The organism is Brachybacterium muris, assembly GCF_016907455.1.
In the GTDB taxonomy this organism is placed as follows: Bacteria; Actinomycetota; Actinomycetes; order Actinomycetales; family Dermabacteraceae; genus Brachybacterium; species Brachybacterium muris.
The window spans coordinates 3,599,168-3,619,215 of sequence record NZ_JAFBCB010000001.1 but is presented as its reverse complement, the minus strand read 5'-3'; the positions used below and the strand labels follow the sequence as shown (position 1 = coordinate 3,619,215).

16 protein-coding genes and 1 pseudogene are annotated in these 20,048 nt (G+C 69.9%); 3 read left to right on the top strand and 14 right to left on the bottom strand.

What is annotated here, in order from left to right; all coding sequences use genetic code 11:
• From JOD52_RS16715 to JOD52_RS16685, 7 genes are all read right to left on the bottom strand, one after another.
• A complete protein-coding gene (locus JOD52_RS16715) occupies positions 1 to 396 on the bottom strand; it encodes a cation:proton antiporter (RefSeq protein WP_017823394.1) in 396 nt (131 codons plus the stop codon).
• The gene (locus JOD52_RS16710; protein ID WP_017823395.1) at positions 393 to 653 is read right to left on the bottom strand and encodes a monovalent cation/H+ antiporter complex subunit F; all 261 of its coding nucleotides are present in this window, start codon (positions 651 to 653) and stop codon (positions 393 to 395) included. Before JOD52_RS16710 ends, JOD52_RS16715 begins: the two co-directional genes overlap by 4 nt.
• The gene (locus JOD52_RS16705) at positions 650 to 1,261 is read right to left on the bottom strand and encodes a Na+/H+ antiporter subunit E (protein ID WP_017823396.1); all 612 of its coding nucleotides are present in this window, start codon (positions 1,259 to 1,261) and stop codon (positions 650 to 652) included. Before JOD52_RS16705 ends, JOD52_RS16710 begins: the two co-directional genes overlap by 4 nt.
• Positions 1,258 to 2,766: a monovalent cation/H+ antiporter subunit D family protein gene (locus JOD52_RS16700; protein WP_204411327.1), complete on the bottom strand. Its 1,509-nt coding sequence runs from the start codon at positions 2,764 to 2,766 to the stop codon at positions 1,258 to 1,260. Before JOD52_RS16700 ends, JOD52_RS16705 begins: the two co-directional genes overlap by 4 nt.
• 34 nt (positions 2,767 to 2,800) lie before the next feature.
• The gene (locus JOD52_RS16695; RefSeq protein ID WP_017823398.1) at positions 2,801 to 3,133 is read right to left on the bottom strand and encodes a Na+/H+ antiporter subunit C; all 333 of its coding nucleotides are present in this window, start codon (positions 3,131 to 3,133) and stop codon (positions 2,801 to 2,803) included.
• The gene (locus JOD52_RS16690; RefSeq protein WP_239551951.1) at positions 3,130 to 6,219 is read right to left on the bottom strand and encodes a DUF4040 family protein; all 3,090 of its coding nucleotides are present in this window, start codon (positions 6,217 to 6,219) and stop codon (positions 3,130 to 3,132) included. Before JOD52_RS16690 ends, JOD52_RS16695 begins: the two co-directional genes overlap by 4 nt.
• A gap of 494 nt (positions 6,220 to 6,713) precedes the next feature.
• Positions 6,714 to 8,534: a PhoX family protein gene (locus JOD52_RS16685; protein WP_338124125.1), complete on the bottom strand. Its 1,821-nt coding sequence runs from the start codon at positions 8,532 to 8,534 to the stop codon at positions 6,714 to 6,716.
• A 170-nt stretch (positions 8,535 to 8,704) separates the two neighbouring features.
• On the opposite strand from JOD52_RS16685, the gene istA reads away from it, so the two are divergent.
• Together istA and JOD52_RS16675 are read left to right on the top strand one after the other, a co-directional pair.
• Positions 8,705 to 10,267, top strand: a complete 1,563-nt coding sequence (gene istA, locus JOD52_RS16680; RefSeq protein WP_204408388.1) for an IS21 family transposase — start codon at positions 8,705 to 8,707, stop codon at positions 10,265 to 10,267.
• Positions 10,264 to 11,010: an ATP-binding protein gene (locus JOD52_RS16675; RefSeq protein WP_338124028.1), complete on the top strand. Its 747-nt coding sequence runs from the start codon at positions 10,264 to 10,266 to the stop codon at positions 11,008 to 11,010. The genes istA and JOD52_RS16675 overlap by 4 nt, the downstream gene beginning before the upstream one ends.
• Before the next feature lie 39 nt (positions 11,011 to 11,049).
• Here the strand turns inward: JOD52_RS16675 and JOD52_RS17900 are convergent, their stop codons facing one another.
• Both JOD52_RS17900 and JOD52_RS16665 read right to left on the bottom strand, forming a co-directional pair.
• Entirely contained in the window at positions 11,050 to 11,469 is a 420-nt protein-coding gene (locus JOD52_RS17900; RefSeq protein ID WP_204411323.1) for a hypothetical protein, read from the bottom strand.
• A gap of 364 nt (positions 11,470 to 11,833) precedes the next feature.
• The gene (locus JOD52_RS16665) at positions 11,834 to 13,516 is read right to left on the bottom strand and encodes an LssY C-terminal domain-containing protein (protein ID WP_204411321.1); all 1,683 of its coding nucleotides are present in this window, start codon (positions 13,514 to 13,516) and stop codon (positions 11,834 to 11,836) included.
• Between the two features lie 124 nt (positions 13,517 to 13,640).
• Here JOD52_RS16665 and JOD52_RS16660 point away from each other — a divergent pair.
• Positions 13,641 to 14,189 (top strand): annotated as a pseudogene (locus tag JOD52_RS16660) (aldo/keto reductase); the annotation flags it as partial.
• A 345-nt stretch (positions 14,190 to 14,534) separates the two neighbouring features.
• Here JOD52_RS16660 and JOD52_RS16655 read toward each other — a convergent pair.
• The 5 genes from JOD52_RS16655 to JOD52_RS16635 all read right to left on the bottom strand — a co-directional run bounded on the left by JOD52_RS16655 (position 14,535) and on the right by JOD52_RS16635 (position 19,825).
• Positions 14,535 to 15,299 carry an iron ABC transporter ATP-binding protein gene (locus JOD52_RS16655; protein ID WP_017823403.1) on the bottom strand — a complete coding sequence of 255 codons (765 nt, stop codon included), beginning with the start codon at positions 15,297 to 15,299 and terminating at the stop codon, positions 14,535 to 14,537.
• Entirely contained in the window at positions 15,296 to 16,624 is a 1,329-nt protein-coding gene (locus JOD52_RS16650; RefSeq protein ID WP_204411320.1) for an iron chelate uptake ABC transporter family permease subunit, read from the bottom strand. Before JOD52_RS16650 ends, JOD52_RS16655 begins: the two co-directional genes overlap by 4 nt.
• On the bottom strand, positions 16,617 to 17,618 hold the full coding sequence (locus tag JOD52_RS16645) for an ABC transporter permease (RefSeq protein WP_204411318.1): 1,002 nt from the start codon (positions 17,616 to 17,618) through the stop codon (positions 16,617 to 16,619). The genes JOD52_RS16650 and JOD52_RS16645 overlap by 8 nt, the downstream gene beginning before the upstream one ends.
• A gap of 103 nt (positions 17,619 to 17,721) precedes the next feature.
• On the bottom strand, positions 17,722 to 18,750 hold the full coding sequence (locus tag JOD52_RS16640) for a siderophore ABC transporter substrate-binding protein (protein WP_204411316.1): 1,029 nt from the start codon (positions 18,748 to 18,750) through the stop codon (positions 17,722 to 17,724).
• Positions 18,751 to 18,985: 235 nt separating this feature from the next.
• Positions 18,986 to 19,825 (bottom strand): IclR family transcriptional regulator, encoded by an 840-nt coding sequence (locus JOD52_RS16635; RefSeq protein ID WP_017823407.1) that lies wholly within the window; start codon positions 19,823 to 19,825, stop codon positions 18,986 to 18,988.
• Positions 19,826 to 20,048 lie beyond the last annotated feature (223 nt).

Genomic DNA, 20,048 nt, shown 5'->3' with positions numbered 1-20,048 from the left:
TCAGCGATCCTCGCTGTGCGGCACCTGGTCGCCCTCGCCGGGCGCGCGGGCCAGGTCCTGCGGGGCGGTGCGCGGATCCACCGGCGCGCCCGAGAGATACGCGGCGCGGGCCAGCACGTTCGAGGCGATCGAGGACACGATGATCAGGGCGACCACCGTGAACAGCGTCTTGACCAGCGTCGCCACGTCGAAACCGTCCACCCGGGTGTGCTGCAGGAAGGTGCCCAGCACGATCATCGGCAGCCCCAGCCCGGTGGCGGGCGAGAGCACGTTGACCCGGCTCAGGGAGTCGCGAGCATGGAACATGGACAGCGCGGAGGTGAGCGTCCAGAAGGCACCGCCCAGCATCAGCACGGCGATCACGACGGTCAGCAGCACGTCGAGCACGGGGTTCATCGGCGCCCCCTGGTGAGGATGCGGGCCAGGGCCACGGTGGCGAGGATCCCCAGCACCGAGGCGATCAGGGTGGCATCGACCGACGCCGCCGACTCGTTGACCAGACCGATCACGGCGATGATGCCGATGGCGGAGAAGAACACCAGGTCACCGACCACGGCGCGGCTCGCGGCATCGGGGGCGGTGGCGACGCGGAACAGGCCCACCAGGATCGCGGCGCCCAGGATGGCAATGGTCAGCCACAGGATGACGGTCATCGCTCCCCCTCCTCTTCTCGGCCCGAGTCGCTGCGAGCTGCATCGCTGCGGTTCGGCTCCTCACGGCCGGGCTCGACGTCGCCCACCCCGCGCGGTGCGGCGGGATCACCGGGGGCGGGATCACCGGACGTGGCGTGCTGGGACACCGGCGCGGCCGGAGCGGCCGACCGGGCGGCACCGTCGTCGATCTTCTGGGCGGCCTGCCCGTCGACGTAGTCGGGGTCGGTGAAGCCGCCGCTGCCGCGCTGCGGGTCCGCACCGGCGCCGTGTTTGCCGCGCATCACCGTCAGCAGGCGGTCCTCCATGTCGGTGAGGTCAGCGATCACCTGCTCACGCGACTCGGCGAACAGGGCGTGCACGAAGAGGCTGGGGTGCTCCACCTCGGTGCCGTGGGCGGTGCCCACCACCAGTGTGCCGGGGGTGATGGTGATCGAGGAGGCCATCGCGATGATCTCGGCGTCGGTGGTGCACCGCAGCGGGAACTCCACGATCGCCGGGGAGGACTTCGTGCCGCGGCTGTAGGCGCCCTTGGCGACGTCGATGGAGCCCTTGACGATCTCCACCCCCATCCACAGCACGTAGGTCAGGCCGTACCACAAGCGCATCATCCGCCCATCACCGCCTCCACATAGGTGCGGGCGTCCATCAGGTCGTGGGCGCCGGCGTCCACCGCGGACATCAGTGCGCCGATGCCCACGAAGATGGCCAGGGACAGCGCGATCATCGCGGCACCGGGCAGCAGCATCCGCAGCGGGATGCGGTGGTCCGCGGGCAGCTCGACAGGGTTGCCGCGGCCGCGGGCGGGATCGTCGGGACGATACACGGTCATGTCCTCGCCCCAGGCGATGCCGCGCCACATCCGCTGCAGGCCCAGCAGGGAGCCGACGGAGGCCAGCACGATCGCGATCAGTGCCGCCCATCCCAGCACGGTGTCACCGGCGGTGGCCTGCTCGGCGGAGGCCCGCATCAGGCCCACCTTGCCCCACAGGCCGGACGTGGGCGGCAGGCCCACCAGGCTGAACAGGCCCACGGCCATCACCGCCATCACCCAGGGGTCGCGCCGGGCCAGGCCCGAGATGTGGTCCAGGCGGCCGGAGCCGTAGGTGTGCTCGATCGCGCCCGTGGTCAGCAGCAGGCCCGACATGGTGATCACGTGGTGGACCAGGTACAGGATGCCGGCGGCCACGGAGATCTCGGTCAGCAGCACCAGGCCCAGCAGGATGTGGCCGACGCCGGCGACCATCTGGTGGGCGAGGGCGGTGCGGATGCGGTTCGAGCCCGCCGTGGAGAAGGCTCCCACCAGGATGGTGGCGATCACCAGAACCACCAGCACCGACAGGAACGGCAGGCCGTCCGAGAAGGTGACCGCGGTGATGCGGAACATCGCGTACAGGGCGACCTTGGTGTGCAGCGCGGAGAACAGCGCCATGATGCCGGCCGAGGTGGCGGGGTAGGCGCGCGGCAGCCAGGAGTGCACCGGCACCATGCCGCCCTTGACGGCCAGCGCCAGCAGCACCACCGCGAGTGCTGCGGCAGTCACGGGGTCCTCGCTGCCGGCGCCCTCCAGGGCCGCGATGTTCACGGTCCCCGCGGTGCCGTACACGAAGCCCACGCCGATCACCAGGACGGTGGAGGTGAGCAGGTTGACCAGCACGAACATGCGGCCGATGCCGAGCCTGCGCCAGGTGCCGGTCACGGCGATCAGGGCGTAGGAGGGCATCAGCATGACCTCGACCCACACGAACAGGTTGAACAGGTCGCCGGTGAGCAGGGCACCGTTGACGCCGGCGGTCAGCAGCAGCACCAGGGGTGGCACGAAGCGGTAGCGGGACTCCCCCGACAGCACCAGGAACACGCTGGCGGCCAGGGTGGAGATGGAGGTCACCAGCAGCATCAGTGCGCTGAGCGAGTCCGAGACGAAGGGGATCGCCAGCATGTCCACGTAGCCGCCCACCGCGTGGGACAGCGGCGGCTCGGTGCGGTGGTACAGCAGCAGCCAGATCGAGCCCAGCAGCATCACGATCGGCACCGCGATCAGCAGGGCCACCTCGACGGCGCGCTGCCGCGCCAGCACCAGCAGGCCGGCCCCCAGCAGGGGGATGACCACGAACATGGGCAGCAGGGAGGGAGCGACAGCACAGCAGGGATCATGAGTCTCGCGTCTCCCCCGTCTCAGGGTGCTCGGCCATGTCGTCGTCACGGCCCAGCACGGCCAGGGTCAGCATGAAGATGGTGACCGCCATGGTGATCACGATGGCCGTGAGCACGAAGGCCTGCGGCAGCGGGTCGGCCATCTCGGGGCGGCCGGACACGTCGGTGAGCGGCTCGGCGCGCCAGCCGGGCACCCCGGCGGAGAGCAGGATGAAGTTGGCGGCATGGCTCAGCAGCGTCATGCCGAACACCACGCGCACCATGCTGCGCTGCAGCAGCAGGTACACACCGCCGGTCACCAGCACGGCCACGGTCAGGGAGATGATCATCGTCGTCCGACCTCCTTCGGCCTGATGCCGGAGGTGAGGTGGGAGGTGCGCACACCGACCCGGCGACGATCCGGCAGCTCCTCGCCACGGGTGGTCTCCAGAGGCCCGGGCAGCTCGCCCTCGACGGCCTCGTCGACACGCTCACGGGTGCCCTCCACGGCGTCCTCGGCGCGGGTGCCGCTGTCCACGCCCGAGGGGGTGGTGGACGAGGACCCGCTGACGCCCAGCAGGTTGACCGCGATCATGACCAGGCCCAGCACTGCGAGGTACACGCCCACGTCGAAGATCATCGAGGTGGTCAGGTGCACGCCGAACAGGTATCCGTGCAGCGGCTCCAGGAACCCGCCCTTGAGATACCCGAGGAACCCGGCACCCAGGGCCACCACGATGCCGCCGCCGATCAGGTGCAGCGGTACGCGGGGCGGCCCGATCTGACGGTCCGAGGAGGTGGACAGGTACAGCAGCGCCACGATCGCCGAGCCCACCAGCGCGGCGATGAAGCCGCCACCGGGGGCGTTGTGGCCGCGCCAGAACAGCAGGGCGGAGATGACCGCGAGGATCGGCGCCACCACCCTCACCATCAGCTGCAGGGCGGCGGAGTTGCTCCAGGCGGAGGTGATGGCGCGGTGCGCGGCGGTGCCCGCCTCACGCAGCGCGGGCTCGCGGTCGTGCTCGGCGCGCTCCACCGCATCGGCGTCGGGCGCGGGCGGCTCGACGGTGCCGGGATCGATGAACCTGTCGCGCACGCTGGAGAGCACCGCGACGATGGCCACCCCCGCCATGCCCAGCACGGACAGCTCGCCCAGGGTGTCCAGTGCACGGAACTCCACCAGGATCACGTTGACGATGTTGTGCCCGCCGGTGATCTCCTCGGCGTTGGCGATGTAGTACTCGGCGATCTCGCTGCGACCCCGGCGGCCCATGAACATGAACGTGCCTGCGCCGGCAGCCAGGCCCACCAGCACGGCGGGCACCAGGGCGCCACGACGGCCGGAGCGGCCCGGGGCCACGAAGGTGCGCGGCAGGCGCTGCAGCACCAGCATGATCACGATGATGGTGAGCGACTCGACCAGCAGCTGGGTCAGCGTCACGTCGGGGGCGCCCAGCGAGAGGATCTGCACGGTGGCGAGGATGCCCACGGCCGACAGCGACACGGCCGCACCGATCCGGTCCCGTCGCGTGCACACCACGAGCACGGCGGCGGTGATCAGCACCAGCAGCACCGCGTCGATCGGGCGGTTCAGGTTCGGCTGCAGGGGGGCGAGGTCGTCGAGCACCACGGCCAGGGAGCCCAGCAGCACCGCAGCGAAGGCGATCACGATCGCGGCAAGGTGGCGCATCGGGTCGTCGGAGGCGATGGGCCGCACCAGCACGGCTGCCAGCTTCTCCACGGCGCGATCCACCGCGCCCAGCACCCGGGCGCCGTCGTACGGGAAGGGTCGCGCCTCGAGGGCGGGGAGGATGCGGCGGCGGCCCAGTGCGATCAGGGTGCCCAACACGATCACGCCCGCGGTGAGGGCCAGTTCCGGGGTCAGGCCGTGCCAGAAGGCCAGGTGGGGGTCTGCGCCCTCGATGCCCAGGGCGGATTCCACGGCCCGGCCGACGGGGGTGTCCAGCACCCCGACCACCAGCGCGAGGGGCAGGCCCACCAGGATCGGCAGGGCGGCGGGCCACAGCAGCAGCGGCTCGGGGCGGTGCGCGTCGGTCGCACGGACCACGGCCCCGGTCTCGTCGGTCCTGGCGTCATCGGCGGGGTCCAGCGCGGGGTCGCGGCCGTCCACGAAGGCTCCCAGCACGATCTTGGCGCAGTAGGCGAAGGTGATCACGCTGGCACCGGCGATGCCGAAGGCCACCACCCAGCCGATCCAGGCGGCGCCGGGGGCATCGAGCGCGCCGGTGAGCAGGGACTCCTTGGAGACGAAGCCCAGCATCGGCGGCAGTCCGGCCATGGACATGCAACCCAGCACGGTGACCACGAAGGTGGCCGGCAGTGCGCGCCACATCGCCGGCATGCGGCGCAGTTCACGGGTGTGCACGGAGTGGTCGATGACGCCGACCATCATGAACAGGCCCGACTTGAACAGGGCGTGGGCGATGGTGTGCACGATGGCGGCGAGGATCGCCAGTTCCGTACCCACCCCGATCACGGTGACGATCAGGCCCAGCTGGCTGACGGTCGAGTAGGCCATCAGCTTCTTCAGGTCCGGCTGCTGGAGGGCGAGGATGCCGCCCACGAAGGCGGTGATCAGGCCCGCGACGATGAGGACCACGTTCCAGGCCACCACGTCGTGGAAGGCGGGACTGAAGCGCAGCAGCAGGAAGATGCCCGCCTTCACCACCGCAGCGGCGTGCAGGTAGGCGGAGACGGGGGTAGCGGCGGCCATCGCGTCGGGCAGCCACACGTGGAAGGGGAACTGGGCGGACTTGGTGCAGGCCGCGAAGGCGACCAGCAGGGCGATCAGGGTGGTGAAGCCGTCTCCGGGCGCCCACACGTCCGAGGCGAGCACCTCGGAGACCGACGTGGTGCCCAGGCGCCACACCATCAGCGACACCGCGGTCAGCAGCGAGAGCCCGCCCAGGAAGGTGATCAGCAGGGTGCGCATGGAGGCGGCCTGGCCTGCTCCCCCGCTGCGGGCGATCAGCAGGAACGACGCGATGGAGGTGAGCTCCCAGGTGATGAACAGCAGCACCAGGTCATCGGCCAGCACCAGGGTGACCATCGACAGGGTGAACAGGGCCATCACCAGCGAGAAGCTGAGCTGCCTGCCGGGGTCGAGGTAGCGGGCCGAGTACACGAGCACCACCGCGCCGATCACCAGCGCGATCATCGAGAACACGATGCCCACGCCGTCGGCCTGCAGCGCGAAGTCGACCCCCCATGCGGGTGCCCAGGGCACGGAGAAGGCGGTGGTCGGATCATCGGTGCCGGCCAGCACGGCGGCGGAGGCGGGGATCAGCGCGCCGGCGGCGACGAGGTAGAGGGCGGCCAGCACGTAGCAGGCGGCGCGGCCCATCAGCTTGTCGAGCACCGGGGTGAGCGCCACCGTGGCGCCCAGGATCAGCACCGTCCACAGCACGGACACCATCACCACCCCCGAACAGGGCAGGAGGTGGCATCGTGGCGGGGCATGGCCAGGATCTTATCGACAGGTCACAACCTGCCCCAAGACTTCTCCCAGTGATGAAGGGCACCGACGGTCAGGGCCTGTCTCGCGTGCGCGCGCGAGAGAAATAAGCCTCGGGGGCGGCGCGGGGACGGTGCGGGCGCCTTGTCGAGCCACGGGGTGGGCGACGCGGGGGTGGTGAGGATCACTGCCTGGCGCACGCCCCCGGGACGGTCTCGCGGCGGGATCCCGGGGGACACGCCCCCTCAGGATCCGGGCAGCGCAGGGTCGCGACAGGACCTCGCGTCGTGGGTTCACCTCAGCGCCCCCCGTCGCGCGAGTGGAGCAGTTCGGTCGTATCCAGCTCCGGGAAACGACCGAACTGCTCCACTCATGACGGCGCGGGGCGGGTCAGCGGGGACGGGGGTGGGTCAGCGGGGACGGGGGCGGGTCAGCGGGGGGCGACGGAGGCCAGGTCAGCCCCGACCGTTCCCCTTGCCGTTGCCGTTGCCGTTGCCGCGACCATTCCCGTTCCCGTTGCCGCGCCCCTTGCCCTTGCCGGGCTTCGCGGGCAGCACCTGGATCACCGACGGCTTCGGGCCGGTGCCGTCGTAGTCGGGGAAGTACGAGGTGTGCGCCCCCCAGGAGCCGTCCTCGCCGGGGTGCTGCACGGCCACGAACGCGGTGCGGTCCTGGTCGCGGATGATCGGGCCGCAGGTCTCGCCGTCGCGCGGCACCGACAGGAACTGCTCGACGTTCCCACGTGCGTCCCCGTCGGGGGTGACGCGGAACAGGCCGTCGTTGAAGCCGATGCCGGAGGGCTGGCCGTCGGTGGAGATCCACAGGTTGCCCACGGAGTCGAAGGCCAGGTTGTCCGGGCAGGAGATCGGCGAGACCTGGTCCTCCGGGAAGCCCGCGAAGTAGGTGTTCTCGTCGGTGGCGGGGTCGCCGCACACCAGCAGCAGGTTCCAGGCGAAGGAGGTGGTGGTCTGGTCGCCCAGCTCGTCCATCTCGATCACGTGGCCGTCGCGGTTCTGGGTGCGGGGGTTCACCTCGTCGGGCCCCGCGTTCGAGCCGACACCGCGGTTGGAGTTGTTGGTGCAAGCCACGTACACGCGCCGGCTGTGCAGGGAGGGCTCCACGTCCTCGCAGCGGTCCATCTTGGTGGGGCCCACGGCGTCGGCCGCGAGGCGGGTGTGGACCAGCACCTCCTCGACGCTGAAGCCGGGCACCTGGGAGGCGCCGTCCAGCACCAGCGGCAGCCACTGACCGGTGCCGTCGAAGGCGCCGTCGGCCGGGAGTGCTGCGGAGCCGTCGATCTCTGCGGACGGGGAGTTGCCCTCGAAGCGGGCCACGTACAGGTCGCCCTCCTCCAGCAGCGTCATATTGTGGGCACGGTCGCCCTCGACGTACTTCTTGGCCGAGACGAACTTGTACAGGTAGTCGAAGCGCTCGTCGTCACCGGAGTAGGCGACCACGCGGCCGTCCTCGGCGATGATCACGTTGGCGCCCTCGTGCTTGAAGCGGCCCAGCGCGGTGTGCTTCTTGGGGGTGGAGGTGGGGTCCCAGGGGTCCACCTCGACGATGTACCCGAAGCGGTTGGCCTCGTTCTCGTAGCCGGCATTGCGGGTGTCGTACCGGTCGTGGGCGTTCTCCCAGCCGCGAGCAGTGGGCTTGTCGGCCAGGCCGTAGCGCTTCTCCTGGGCTGAGGTGCCGGGGGCGCGGAAGTAGGAGTGGAAGTTCTCCTCGCCGGAGAGCACGGTGCCCCAGGGGGTGAGGCCACCGGCGCAGTTGCCCAGCGTGCCCAGCACGTAGCGGCCCTCCGGGTCCTCCACGGTGGTGACCAGGTCGGACCCGGCGGCAGCGCCGGTCAGCTCGAAGGTGTCCGACAGCAGGATGCGGCGGTTCAGCTCGGCTCCGCGCACGTACTCGTAGGGGACGTTGTGGTTCTTGCGCTCCAGCTCCACCACGGTCAGGCCGTGGGCGGCCATGCCCACCTCGACCACCTCGGCGGCATCCATCGTGGGCGGCACCATGATGTTCTCGTTGGTGTACTCGTGGTTGACGAACATGACCGCCCGACGGCCACCGGAACCGGGGATCTCCTGGATCTCGGTGTAGTCGTTGTTGTAGCCGAACTGCAGGTTCTGCGCCTCGGCGCTCTGGGCGTGCCAGTCGAACTCGGGGGCGTCCTCGAAGATCGGGTCGCCCCAGCGGATCACCGGGTGCCAGGTGAAGCCCTCGGGGACGGTGAACTCGTCCACCGCGGCATCCACGGGGGCGATGGGGGCGAACACCAGCTCGGTGAATATTCGCCTCGCTGGGGTCCGCTGATCGAGGGTTCGGGTGCCACGTCGCTGCCGTAGCGGTGGCGTCGTTCGGGACCACCAGTGGTGTCGTTGGGGCCGCTCTGTCTACGCTCCTTCCGCCGTGTGTATAGGGCACGCGGCGGAAGGAGCAATCTGGAATGGTACGGAAGATCAGGGCGAAGCTGGTGCTCCAGCTGCGCGCAGAAGGTCTGTCGGGGCGAGCGATTTCGTCCTCGCAGGGCATGTCCCGCAAGTCCGTGAGGGCGGTGTTCGAGGCCGCTGACGCTGCAGGGATCGGGTGGGGCGATATCGCGGACGTCGCCGATGAGCAGGTGTATGCCCGGTTGTTCCCGGGCCGGGGCGAGCACGAGAGCGTGTTCGCACAGCCGGACTGGGAACAGGTCCATCGAGAGATGGCCAGGGTCGGCGTGACGCTGAAGCTGTTGCACGGCGAGTACTTCGACGCGACCACGGCGGCTGGGGATCCGGCGATGGGGTATGACCGGTTTTGCCGCACCTACCAGCACCACGTCATGGTCACCGGTGCCGCTTCGAGAGTCGGTCACAAGGCCGGCCAGAGCGTGGAGGTCGACTGGTCCGGCCCCACGATGGAGCTGGCCGATCCGGTCACCGGCGAGGTCTCGAAGGTGTTCTTGTTCGTTGCCTGCCTGCCTTTTTCTCGTTACGCGTTCTGCTTCCCGGCGCTGGATATGCGCCAGGAGTCCTGGCTGCGAGCGCACGTAGCGATGTTCGAGGCGCTGGGCGGGACGGTCCCGAGGATCGTTCCGGACAACCTCAAGACCGGTGTGGTGAAGCACCCCCGCGAGGGCGAGATCGTCCTGAACGATGCGTATCGCGAGATGGCAGCGCATTACTCGGCGGCGGTGCTCCCGGGGAGGGTGCGGAAACCGAAAGACAAGGCGAGCGTGGAGAACACCGTCGCGCACGTCGCGACCTGGGTCATCGCCGGGCTGCGGGATCAGCGATTCACGTCCCTGCCCGAACTTGCAGCCGCCATCGGGCAGCGGATGGAGGCCTATAACGCGGAGCCGTTCCAGAAGCGGCCCGGATCCCGCGCCAGCGTGTTCGACGCGGAGGAGCGGCCGCTGCTGACGCCGCTGCCGGCGGTGCCCTACGAGATCTCGACATGGCACTACGGACGACGAGTGGGCAGGAACGGGCACGTCACGTTCGCGCGGAACTTCTACTCCGCGCCGTTCGCGCACATCGGCGCGAAGGTCGATCTGCGCATCACGGCCCGGACGCTGGAGATCTATCAGGGCAGCCAGCGACTGACCAGTCACCTGCTGCTCCCGGAGACCGCGAGCAATGAGTACCGCACCAACGACGCGGACCTACCTGCGGGCGAGCGTTTCCAGGCCTGGGACGCGCAGAGGGTGCGGGCGTGGGCAGATCGGGTCGGGCCGGCCACGGTGATCGTGATCCAGCGGATCTTCGAGTCCGTGCCGATCGTGGAACAGGGCCTGGATCCCGCGTTGGCGGTGCTACGGCTCTCTCGCCGCTTCTCCGTAGATCGGGTCGAGGCGGCCTGCGCACTCGCGCTGACGGGACGGGTCCGTTCACCGCGCTATGCGCATCTGCACCCGATCTTGGCCACCGGGCAGGACAAGGTCGCCGCCCTGCGTCCACCCCGCGAGGAACCCGCGGAAGACGGCGGATACGTCCGTGGCGCCGACTACTACGCCGGAGGTGTCCGGTGAGCGTGATCGATAACGACACGAAGCGGAAGCTGCGCGAGATGGGCGCGACCGCGCTGCTGGACGCGATCGATGCCCAGGATGAGGCTCACGTGCTGGGGATGTCGTTCCAGGAACGGCTCCAGCTGATCGTGGACGAGGCGCATTCCATCTTCAATCATGGAAAGGTCGAGGGTCTGATCCGCCGGGCGGGGCTGCGTTATCCCGGAGCGGACCTGCGGCGGCTGGATCTGGTCGAGGAACGGGGACTGAACCGGAACGTGATCGCGCAACTGGCAACCTGCTCCTTCATCCAGCGGCAACAGAACGTGGTCTTCCAGGGCTTCACCGGCTCAGGGAAGTCCTACCTCGGCTGCGCGCTGGCGAAGCAGGCCTGCCAGCACCGGCTCCGAGCCCACTACATCCGAATGCCCGACCTCGAAGAGGCCTGGGCCCTGGCAAAGGACAAGCCGCAGGGCCAGACGAAGTTCCTGCGGAAGTACTCCACGTTCTCGCTGCTGGTGATCGACGAGTGGCTGCTGGACCATCCTGACGAGGGAATGCGTTCGATGCTGCTGGAACTGCTCGAGCGCCGCTATGACACCGGCTCGACCGTGTTCTGCACCCAGTACCCGAAGAAGGACTGGCACGCCCGGCTCGGTGGAGCAGTCCACGCCGATGCGATCATGGACCGCATCGTGCACAACACAATCTGGATCGACACCGGCGACAGGAACATGCGAGAACACACCGCACTGCCCCAGTGACCCGATGCCGGCGGGAGCCAGTGGTCCCCACCGCGGCGGCTACTGGCCCCCGTCGGCACGATCGGCGGTCCCCAAGAGCAAGATTCGGTGGCTCCCACGACTACGAATACTCAGCTCGGATCCGTTCGGGGCCGAGCCGGGCTTGCCAGCCTTGTCCTTGCCGTTCCCGTTGCCCTTCCCGTTCCCGTTGCCCTTGCCCTTCCCGGGCTTCGCGCCGACGGGGCCGTGGGCCATGGCCCCCTGCGTGCCCGCCAGCGCGATGGCGATCGCCCCGGTGCCTCCGCCGATCAGCGCGCGACGGGACAGCGCCCCGGCGGCGATGTCCCGGAAGTAGCCGTTGCTGGAGGTGTTGCAGTCGCTGCCGACGCACTGGTTGCCGCACTTGAGGGCGCAGGTGACGGCCGAGCGCTTGCCACGGGTGTGGCCATCCATGAGCAGGGGGAGGTTCAGACGGGGCATGGGGAGATCCTTCGGGGAGAGAGTTGCAGGGCCGCTACGGCCGTGCTGCGGGACACGAACCCGACTGCCGAGCGCGCGGCCCTGCTGTCGGGCGCAGCCCCGATGTCGGGTACTGACCCGACTGCCGGGCGCGGCCCGGATGTCGGGCGCGGCCCGGATGTCGGGCGCGGCCGACGGTCCTCCTCGAAGGTGACGCTGTCCCCTCACATCCGTGACAGGCGCGTGAACCTCAGGTCATGGTCTGGCAATGCCCCGCGGCACCGAGCCGCGGATAGCGAGGGCTATTGCGCTGAATACCCCACAAACTCGACGACTCGCTGCGGGTCGCGATCGCCCAGGGCGGCCCGCGGGCCCCGTCCGCAGATCAGGACTTCGCGGAGGCGCGTCTGCCGGAGCGGGAGGGCAGGCGCGGGGTCTGCACCCACAGCCGTGCGGCATCGGAGGTGATCGCCATGACACCGAGTGCGGAGGCGCCGGCCCCCACCAGCAGGGCGTGGGTGGCGTCGGCCCCGGCCGTGGAGGCCAACAGCAGGCGCAGCACGGCGTCGGCGGTGAACAGGGCCATCAGGCCGATGCGGGCCCAGCGGCTGCGACGGAACACCCCGATGACCAGCAGGGCCAGCAGCACCACGAACACCGTCCGCCACACCAGGTCCTCCGGTTCGGGGAACACCAGGGCGGCGTCGGCGAACATCTCCACCAGGTCCACGCCGAAGGCCTGGGCCACCCATTGCGCACCCACCAGCACGGCCTGCAGCAGCACCAGTGCCGCAGTGAACCCGACGGTGGGCGGGGGCAGGTGGTGGTCCGCCGCGCTCGCGATGGTGTCGTGGAGGTCGTCGACCGTCTCGTGCCAGACCCCGGACAGGTCCGGGCGCGGAGCCGACTGCTTCTCGTGCCCGCCTCGGGCGTCGGCCCCGCCGCGTCCATCGCCTGCGCCGCTGTGCCCATCGCCTGCGCTGTCGTTCCCATTGCCTGTGCCGCTGTGCCCATTACGTGCGCCGTCGTGCGCATCGCGGGCATCGACCGCGTCCCGCGTGCCGGCACCGAGGGAGAGTGCCCTCTGGGCGGTGGAGAGGGCGCGGGCCCGCCACACGCTGCTGCCGGTGGGGCGGTGCCGCTCGAGCATCATCGCGGTAGCGCCGTCGGAGCGTTCGGCGGCGCCGGCCACGTCGATGATCGGCAGGTCGCCGTCGGTGCGGATCCGGTCGCCCTGCCCGTTGCGGTGGTGGTACGAGGTGCTGAACTCGCGGATCACCTCCACCTCCACGGCCGGGTCGGCGTAGCGCACGGTGTCGATCACGTAGTCGCGCTCCACGTCGATGTTCTCGTCGATGCGGTGGGTGAACTGGAGGGTGAAGAACGAGAAGCCCACGGCGCGGTCGTAGGTGCCGGCGGCCAGCCAGTCGGCCTTGTAGCCGCCGGGCAGGGAGAACCGCCGCGGCATCTTCCAGAAGCGCACGTGGTGGCGCTTGGCGGTGGTGCCGCCCACCTCCTGCTGGTAGGTGAAGTCGTGACGGCGCCCCATCAGGAACAGGTCCGAGACGGGGGCCTCCGGGTACGAGCGGCGCAGCAGGGTGGCCCGTACCATGTCCCAGGCGGAGCCCACGGTGCGCTCCTCGGCCAGCACCCAGCCGGCGCGGCGCATCGCCACGTGCAGGTCCGTCTCATCGCCGTCGAAGGCCAGGTTGATCGGGTCCGACAGCACGCCCTCCACGGTGCGGGTGCGGCCGATGAAGTAGTCCGGCAGGTAGATCCAGGTCATCACCTGGTGCAGGCGCGGCAGGGCGATGTAGGTCAGCAGCAGCCAGAAGCCCACCAGGTACAGCATCCGCACCGGGGTGAGCGAGAAGCCCTCCAGCAGGTACAGACCGGCCAGCCACACCGACAGCACCAGGCCGGCCACGATGAACAGGGTGTCCAGCAGCCCGTACAGCTCGAAGCCGCCGCGCACCGGCGCGTGCCCGCGCTGGTGGTCGTACTGCGGCTGCTCAGCAGGGACCGGACGCTCCAGCGGTACCAGGCGCGGCGCGCGGGCCGGGGTCATCGCCCCGCCTCTGCTGCTGCGGCCCCTGCCGCAGCGCCGTGTCGCGTCATGGGCCCATCGTAGGGTGGGCGGCACCGCTCGATGATCCGGAGGAGACCATGCCCGCCAGCCCCACCCTCACCAGAAGCTGGGGCTGCAGCACCTGGACCTGTACCTGATCCACTGGGCACTCCCCCAGCAGGGCCTGTACCTGGAGGCCTGGCGGGCGCTGATCGAGCTGCAGCAGCGGGGGCTGGTGCGCTCGATCGGGGTCTCGAACTTCCCGCTGGCCCAGCTGGAGGAGATCATCGGCGCCACCGGGGTGGTGCCGATGATCCACCAGTTGGAGCTGCACCCCTACTTCCAGCAGCGGGAGCTGCGCGCCTTCCACCAAAGCAACGGCATCCTCACCCAAGCATGGGGTCCGCTGGGCCAGGGCAGGAGCGACCTGCTGGAGAACCCGGTGATCACCGCGATCGCGAAGGAGCACGACGCCACCCCCGCCCAGGTGGTGCTGGCCTGGCACCTGGGCCGCGACATCGTGGCGATCCCGAAGTCGGTCACACCCTCACGGATCGTGGAGAACCTGGCGGCGGTGGAACTGCGCCTGACGGACGAGGAATTGGAGCGGATCGACGCTCTGGACCGGGTCGATGGCCGCGCGGGCCGGGACCCGGCCGATTCGGGGCACTGACGCCGGCCGTCCCATCCCAGCTGGTCCCGGTCCGGAGCACTGAGGCCGGTCGCTACGCCCCCGCGGGCGGGCCGAACAATCAACCGTCTCGCCAGCTCGCCGGCTGGTCAGTGACGGCGACTGCGACATCGTGAACAGTTGAACCCCATGGGAACTGTTCACGATGTCGCAGTCAGTACCCGGTCAACGGTTCCGGGCACTGGATCCCAGGTCAGCGGTTTCGCGAGACCTCAGGTTGGTAGTGCGGCTGGGCTTCAGGACAGTGGTGCAGCGGCGTTCAGGGCCGCGGTGCAGAGGTGTTTCAGGGCAGCAGTACGTCAGCAGCGCGCCGCGCTCAGCTGTACGTCAGTAGTACACGGCCAGCGGTCCGTTGGGGCCCTCCACCACCTGCACGGGGGTGTTGAACACGCGGGACAGTACAGCGCCGTCCATGATCGTCTCCACGGGCCCGTGCTCCACCACGGCGCCGTCCTTCATGGCGATGATGTGATCGGCGTAGTGGGCGGCGAAGTTGATGTCGTGCAGCACCACCACGATGGTGCGGCCCAGCTCCCGGGCGGCGTCGCGCAGGCGGCCCATCATCTGCACGCTGTGCTGCATGTCCAGGTTGTTCAGCGGCTCGTCCAGCAGCACGTACTCGGTGTCCTGGGCCAGCACCATCGCCACATAGGCCCGCTGGCGTTGCCCGCCGGAGAGCTGGTCGAGGTAGCGGTCCTCCAGCTCGTCGAGGTTCAGGAAGTCGATGGCCTCGCTGATCTTCTGCTCGTCCAGAGCGGTCAGGCGCCCCTTGGAGTAGGGGAAGCGGCCGAAGCCCACCAGCTGCCGCACGGTGAGGCGGGTGATGAAGTGGTTCTCCTGCCGCAGCACCGAGAGCACCTTGGCGAGGTCCTTGGAGGCGGTGGAGGAGACGTCGTACCCGGCCACCTCGATGGCGCCCTCGTCGATGCCGAGCAGGCGCCCCACCATGGTGAGCAGGGTGGACTTGCCGGCGCCGTTGGGGCCCACCAGGGCGGTCACCCCGCCGGGCGGGATCTGCACGGAGACCGGCCCGATCTCCACGGTGCCGGAGCTGGAGACGTACCGTTTGCTCACGGTGTCGATGGTGATCACAGGCGACCCTTCCGCATGATGACGATCAGGAACACGGTCCCGCCGACGAGCTCGATGATGATGGAGACGACGCCCTGCGCGTAGAACACGTGGTTCATCACGAAGTAGGCGCCTGCCAGCACCACGAAGCCCACCAGCACGCCCACGGGCAGCAGACGGCGGTGGTCGTGGGTGCCGGCCAGCTGGTACGTGAGGGTGGCGACCAGGAAGCCGAAGAAGGTCATGGGGCCGATCAGGGCCGTGGAGACGGCCATCAGCACCGAGACCAGCACCAGGGTGTAGATGGTCTGGCGGCCGTGGTCCACGCCGATGTTGATGCACACGTCCCGGCCCAGGGCGATCACGTTCAGGGTGCGGGCGTTCAGCCAGATCAGCACCCCGGCCACCAGGCACAGCGGGATCGCGTAGGGCAGGTACTCCACCTCGGCGTTGGTGACCGAGCCGAACAGTCTGGCGGTGAGCACGTCGAACTCGCTGGGGGTGAGCAGGCGCTGCATGAAGGAGGAGACGGAGCCCAGCCCGCCGCCGATGATGATGCCGATCAGCAGCATCACCTGCATGTTCGCGTACCGGCCGCGCAGCAGCCAGCCGTACAGCAGCACCGAGAGCACCACCATGATCGCCACCTGCGCCAGGAACTGCCCGGTGCCCTGCAGGGCGATCACCCCGGCCACGCCGAGGAAGTAGATGGAGCCGGTCTGGATCACCGTGTACAGGGACTCGAAGCCCATGATCGACGGGGTGAGGATGCGGTTGTTGGTGACGGTCTGGAAGGCGATGGTGGCGGTGGCCTGGCAGAACGCGGCGATCACCATCACCAGGATGGAGGTGGCGCGCAGCTCGGCGATCAGCCAGAAGCCGCGCGAGCCCGGCGGCATGGGGTTGCCGATGGCCAGCAGGCCGAAGCCGAAGGCGAGGGCCAGCACCACCAGGCCGCCCATCACGTACCAGTAGCGGCGATGGGCCGAGGCGTCGGGGAAGGCGCCGGAGCTGCTGCGGCCCGGGCGGGTGGCGGGCTTGGCCTCTGTGCGTCCCGACGAGTCGCTGCGAACCGACGAGCCCGTGCGGCCCGTCGCCCCCGTGCCACCGGCGGCGCCCCGTCGGCCCGCGCCGCGTCGGCGCACTGCCCAGCGGTTGCCCTCTCGGGAGGTGGGGGCGCCCATGGCGCCCAGGTCCATCGCGGTGTCGGTGGGGGCGGTGGAGACGTCGGCCGCGCCGTCGGCGGGCGGGGAGCCCAGGCGCCGGCGCACGGCGTGATCGGTCGCGGCGCTGCCGCCCCGGGTGCTGCTGGGGCGGCTGATCCGGGTGTCGTCGCGCTCAGCCACGGCGACGCTGCCTCAGGATCATCGTGATGAACACGGCGGCGCCCACGATCCCCAGGATCAGGGACACCGGCACCTCGAACGGCATGATGATGGTGCGGCCGATCAGGTCGCACACGGTGACCACCGCGATGCCCAGCAGGCACACCCACGGCAGGTTCGAGCGCAGGTCGTCGCCGCGGATCATGGAGACCACGTTCGGGACGATCAGCCCCAGGAAGGGCAGGTTGCCCACCACCACCGTGACCACGCCGGTGGCGATCGCGACCAGGCCGGTGCCCAGCAGCACCACCCGCTGGTAGTTCACGCCGACGTTGGTGGCGATGTCCTCGCCCAGGCCCGCCACGGTGAGCCGGTCGGCAACGAAGAACACGGCGATGCCCACGACCAGCACGATCCACAGCACCTCGTACTGCCCCCTCAGCACCGAGGTGAAGGACCCGGCGAACCACACCCCGAGGTTCTGCAGGGCGTCGAACTGGAGGGCCACGAAGCTGGAGACGGAGCTGACCACGGCGCCCAGCATGATCCCGATGATCGGCACGATCAGGGAGCTGCGCAGGGTGACACGGCGCAGGAACATGAAGAACACCATGGTGCCCACGAAGGCGAAGATGATCGCGACCACCATGCGGGTGAGGATCGAGGCGGACGGCACCGCGATCATCACCAGGATCAGTCCCAGGCCCGCCCATTCGGTGGTGCCGGTGGTGGAGGGCTCCACGAAGCGGTTCTGGGTCATCAGCTGCATGATCAGGCCCGACATGGCCATCGCGGCGCCGGCCAGCACTAGGGCGATGGTGCGCGGCACGCGGGTGATGGCGAACATCTGGGCGCCGTCCTCCGCGCCGAACACGTCGTACACCCCGGTCAACAGCGAGGCCAGCAGCAGCAGCGCGACCGCGGCGATGCCGATCAGCAGCTTCCAGTCGAGCAGCTTCTCGCGGCCGCGCCTCCTTCCGGGGGGAGCGTCGGTCGGGGTGATCGCAGTGGACATCAGGGCACCTGGGGAAGAGAGGCAAGGCGGCGGACGCACCGCACGGCGGCAGGGCGCGTGGCCCTGCCGCCGTGACGGACGGTACGGATGGTGCTCAGGCTGATCAGGCCTTCTTCTCGAGCGCATCGGCGAAGGTGCCGAAGAACTCGGTGTAGGTCTGGATGCCCTCGTTGGTGTACGTGTCCGCGGGCATGTACACGATATTGCCCTCGGCCACCGCGGTGACACCGGCGAGCGCCTCGGATGCCTCGAGCACCTCGGAGGCGGGTTCGTAGGCGGGGTCATCGGCATTGACGGCGGCGTCGCGGTCCATCACCAGGATCCAGGTGGGGTTGGAGTCGGCGATGGCCTCCACGGAGATGTCGTCGCCCTGGTGGTCGTCGCTCGCGCCGTCCACCTCGAGGGCGGGCACCAGGTCGAAGGCGTCGAAGGCCCAGCCCAGGGTGCGGCCCTTGCCGGGGGCGATGTAGCCGATCTCGCCGCCGGAGACGTTCACGGCCATCACGGTGTCCGAGCCGTTGTAGGCGGTGGTGATGCGCTCCATCGCGGAGTCGAGGTCGGCGCCGAGCTGCTCGGCCTCGGTCTCCTTGCCGAAGATGCTGCCCAGCACGGTGGTCTGGCGCTTGAGCTCGTCGGCGAAGGGCTGGTCCTCACGGGGGTCGAGCTCGAGGATCACGGCGTTCGGGGCAAGGCGCTCGAAGTCGGAGTGGAACTCGGCGAAGCGCTGGCCGTTGATGATCAGGGTGGGCTCGGCGGCGACGACGGCCTCAAGCTTGGGCTCGCGGTGGCTGCCCAGGTCGATGATGGACTCGTCGTCCTTGTAGCTGTTGGAGGCGGGCATCAGGGTGCGTGCGGCGGCGGTGAGGGTGACGCCCCAGGCCTCGAGGGTCTCGAAGGTGCGGTTGTCGGTGGCGACGACGGACTTCGGCGGCACCTCGACGGTGTGGGTGCCGTTGTTGTCCTCGACCTCGACAGTGCCGGCCTCGGCGCCGCCCGCGTCGGAGCCTGCGCCTCCTGCGCCGCTGCCATTGCCGGAGGCGCCGTCGGTGGGGCCACCGCAGGCGGTCAGGGCGAGGCCCAGGGTGGCGGCCACGGAGGTCGCACCGAACAGGCGGCGGGAGATCGGGGTCATGAGGGTTCCTTCTCGGGGTGGGAAGCGACGGCAGTGCACTCCGGCGGAATGCAGTCGGTGGTGCTGGGGTGCACCCGCTCCTGCGTGCTGCACGACCGGGCCGTACTTAGGCTAGCCTCACCTGCCCCGATTACGCCACTCCCCCGTTGCGTAAATCGCTGCGGTTGCCGGTCGTCACGAAAAGTTCCAGGTGACGGCCCCGTGGGCGGCTTGCGAAAAGGGATCCCGCCCCCGCTCACCCCGCCCGACGCCCGGAGACCATCCTCGCGATCTCCCCTGCGGCCTCCCGCACCCGATCGGCCAGGTGCTGCGCCTGCTCCTCGTCCACGCGATGCTCCTCCCAGGTCAGCGCCACAGCGGCGACGGGCCACCCGGCCTGGTCCAGCACGGCGGCCGCGACAGACCGGAAACCCTCGGTGACCTCACCGGACTCCCACGCCACCCCGTCGGCCCGCACCTGTCGCAGCAGTTCCCGCAGCTGGCGCGGGGTCGCCGGTGAAGGCGCGTCGGTGCGGCGCAGCAGCTCCTCGCGCCCGGAGTGGAGGGTGCGCAGCTGCGCGGGGGTGAGCTGGGCCAGCATCGCGCGACCGGTGGCGGTCAGGTGCGCGGGCAGCCGCACCCCGATGTCGGTGACCAGGGACGTTCGTCCCTTCGCGCGTTCCTCGACGATGTAGAGCACGTCACTGCCGGACAGGCTCGCCAGGTGCCCGGACTCCCCCGTCGCATCCACCAGGCGCTCCACCACGCGTCGCCCCACCCGGGCCAGCGGTGCGTGGCGGGCGTAACCGGCGGCCACCTCGTAGGCCGAGGGGCCGATCGCGTAGCGACGCTCCTGGGCCAGGTGCAGCACGTACCCGTGCTCGACCAGCACGCTCAGCAGGTCGTAGGTGGTCGAGCGAGGCAGGTCCAGCTCAGCGGCGATCCGTGCGGCGGGCAGAGGGGCGCGCTGCCCGGCCAGCAGGCTCAGCACCCGCAAGGTGGCATCGGCCGCGGGCACCTTGGAGGCCAGGGCCGACGGCGTGGGCGGGGTCGACGCCGTGGCCAGGGCCGACAGTGCAGGGTTCGGGATGGTCATCCGCCCATCGTCCCCCACGCCCCGTGCGCCGTGCCCCGTGCCCCGTGCAGTCTCCCCAGGCCCAGCACCGCGACCGGCTGCTCACCCTGGGCGTGATGCTGCTTTCCTCCTGCCCCGACCCCCTGGGCGCGCAGCGTGCTGCTCGGTACAGTGGTCCGGCCCCTCCGCCTGCGCGGACGCGGGCACCCGCTTGCACCACGACCGGCCCGCCCGGCTCCGCTGC

Excerpts from the sequence above, each read along its gene's own strand:
- JOD52_RS16700 (WP_204411327.1), bottom strand. The coding sequence starts at position 2,766 with ATGTTCGTGGTCATCCCCCTGCTGGGGGCCGGCCTGCTGGTGCTGGCG.
- JOD52_RS16715 (WP_017823394.1), bottom strand. The coding sequence starts at position 396 with ATGAACCCCGTGCTCGACGTGCTGCTGACCGTCGTGATCGCCGTGCTG.
- istA (WP_204408388.1), top strand. The coding sequence starts at position 8,705 with ATGGTACGGAAGATCAGGGCGAAGCTGGTGCTCCAGCTGCGCGCAGAA.
- JOD52_RS16665 (WP_204411321.1), bottom strand. The coding sequence starts at position 13,516 with ATGACCCCGGCCCGCGCGCCGCGCCTGGTACCGCTGGAGCGTCCGGTC.
- JOD52_RS17900 (WP_204411323.1), bottom strand. The coding sequence starts at position 11,469 with ATGCCCCGTCTGAACCTCCCCCTGCTCATGGATGGCCACACCCGTGGC.
- JOD52_RS16635 (WP_017823407.1), bottom strand. The coding sequence starts at position 19,825 with ATGACCATCCCGAACCCTGCACTGTCGGCCCTGGCCACGGCGTCGACC.
- JOD52_RS16705 (WP_017823396.1), bottom strand. The coding sequence starts at position 1,261 with ATGATGCGCTTGTGGTACGGCCTGACCTACGTGCTGTGGATGGGGGTG.
- JOD52_RS16640 (WP_204411316.1), bottom strand. The coding sequence starts at position 18,750 with ATGACCCCGATCTCCCGCCGCCTGTTCGGTGCGACCTCCGTGGCCGCC.
- JOD52_RS16645 (WP_204411318.1), bottom strand. The coding sequence starts at position 17,618 with ATGTCCACTGCGATCACCCCGACCGACGCTCCCCCCGGAAGGAGGCGC.
- JOD52_RS16690 (WP_239551951.1), bottom strand. The coding sequence starts at position 6,219 with ATGGTGTCCGTGCTGTGGACGGTGCTGATCCTGGGCGCCACGGTGGCG.
- JOD52_RS16695 (WP_017823398.1), bottom strand. The coding sequence starts at position 3,133 with ATGATCATCTCCCTGACCGTGGCCGTGCTGGTGACCGGCGGTGTGTAC.
- JOD52_RS16710 (WP_017823395.1), bottom strand. The coding sequence starts at position 653 with ATGACCGTCATCCTGTGGCTGACCATTGCCATCCTGGGCGCCGCGATC.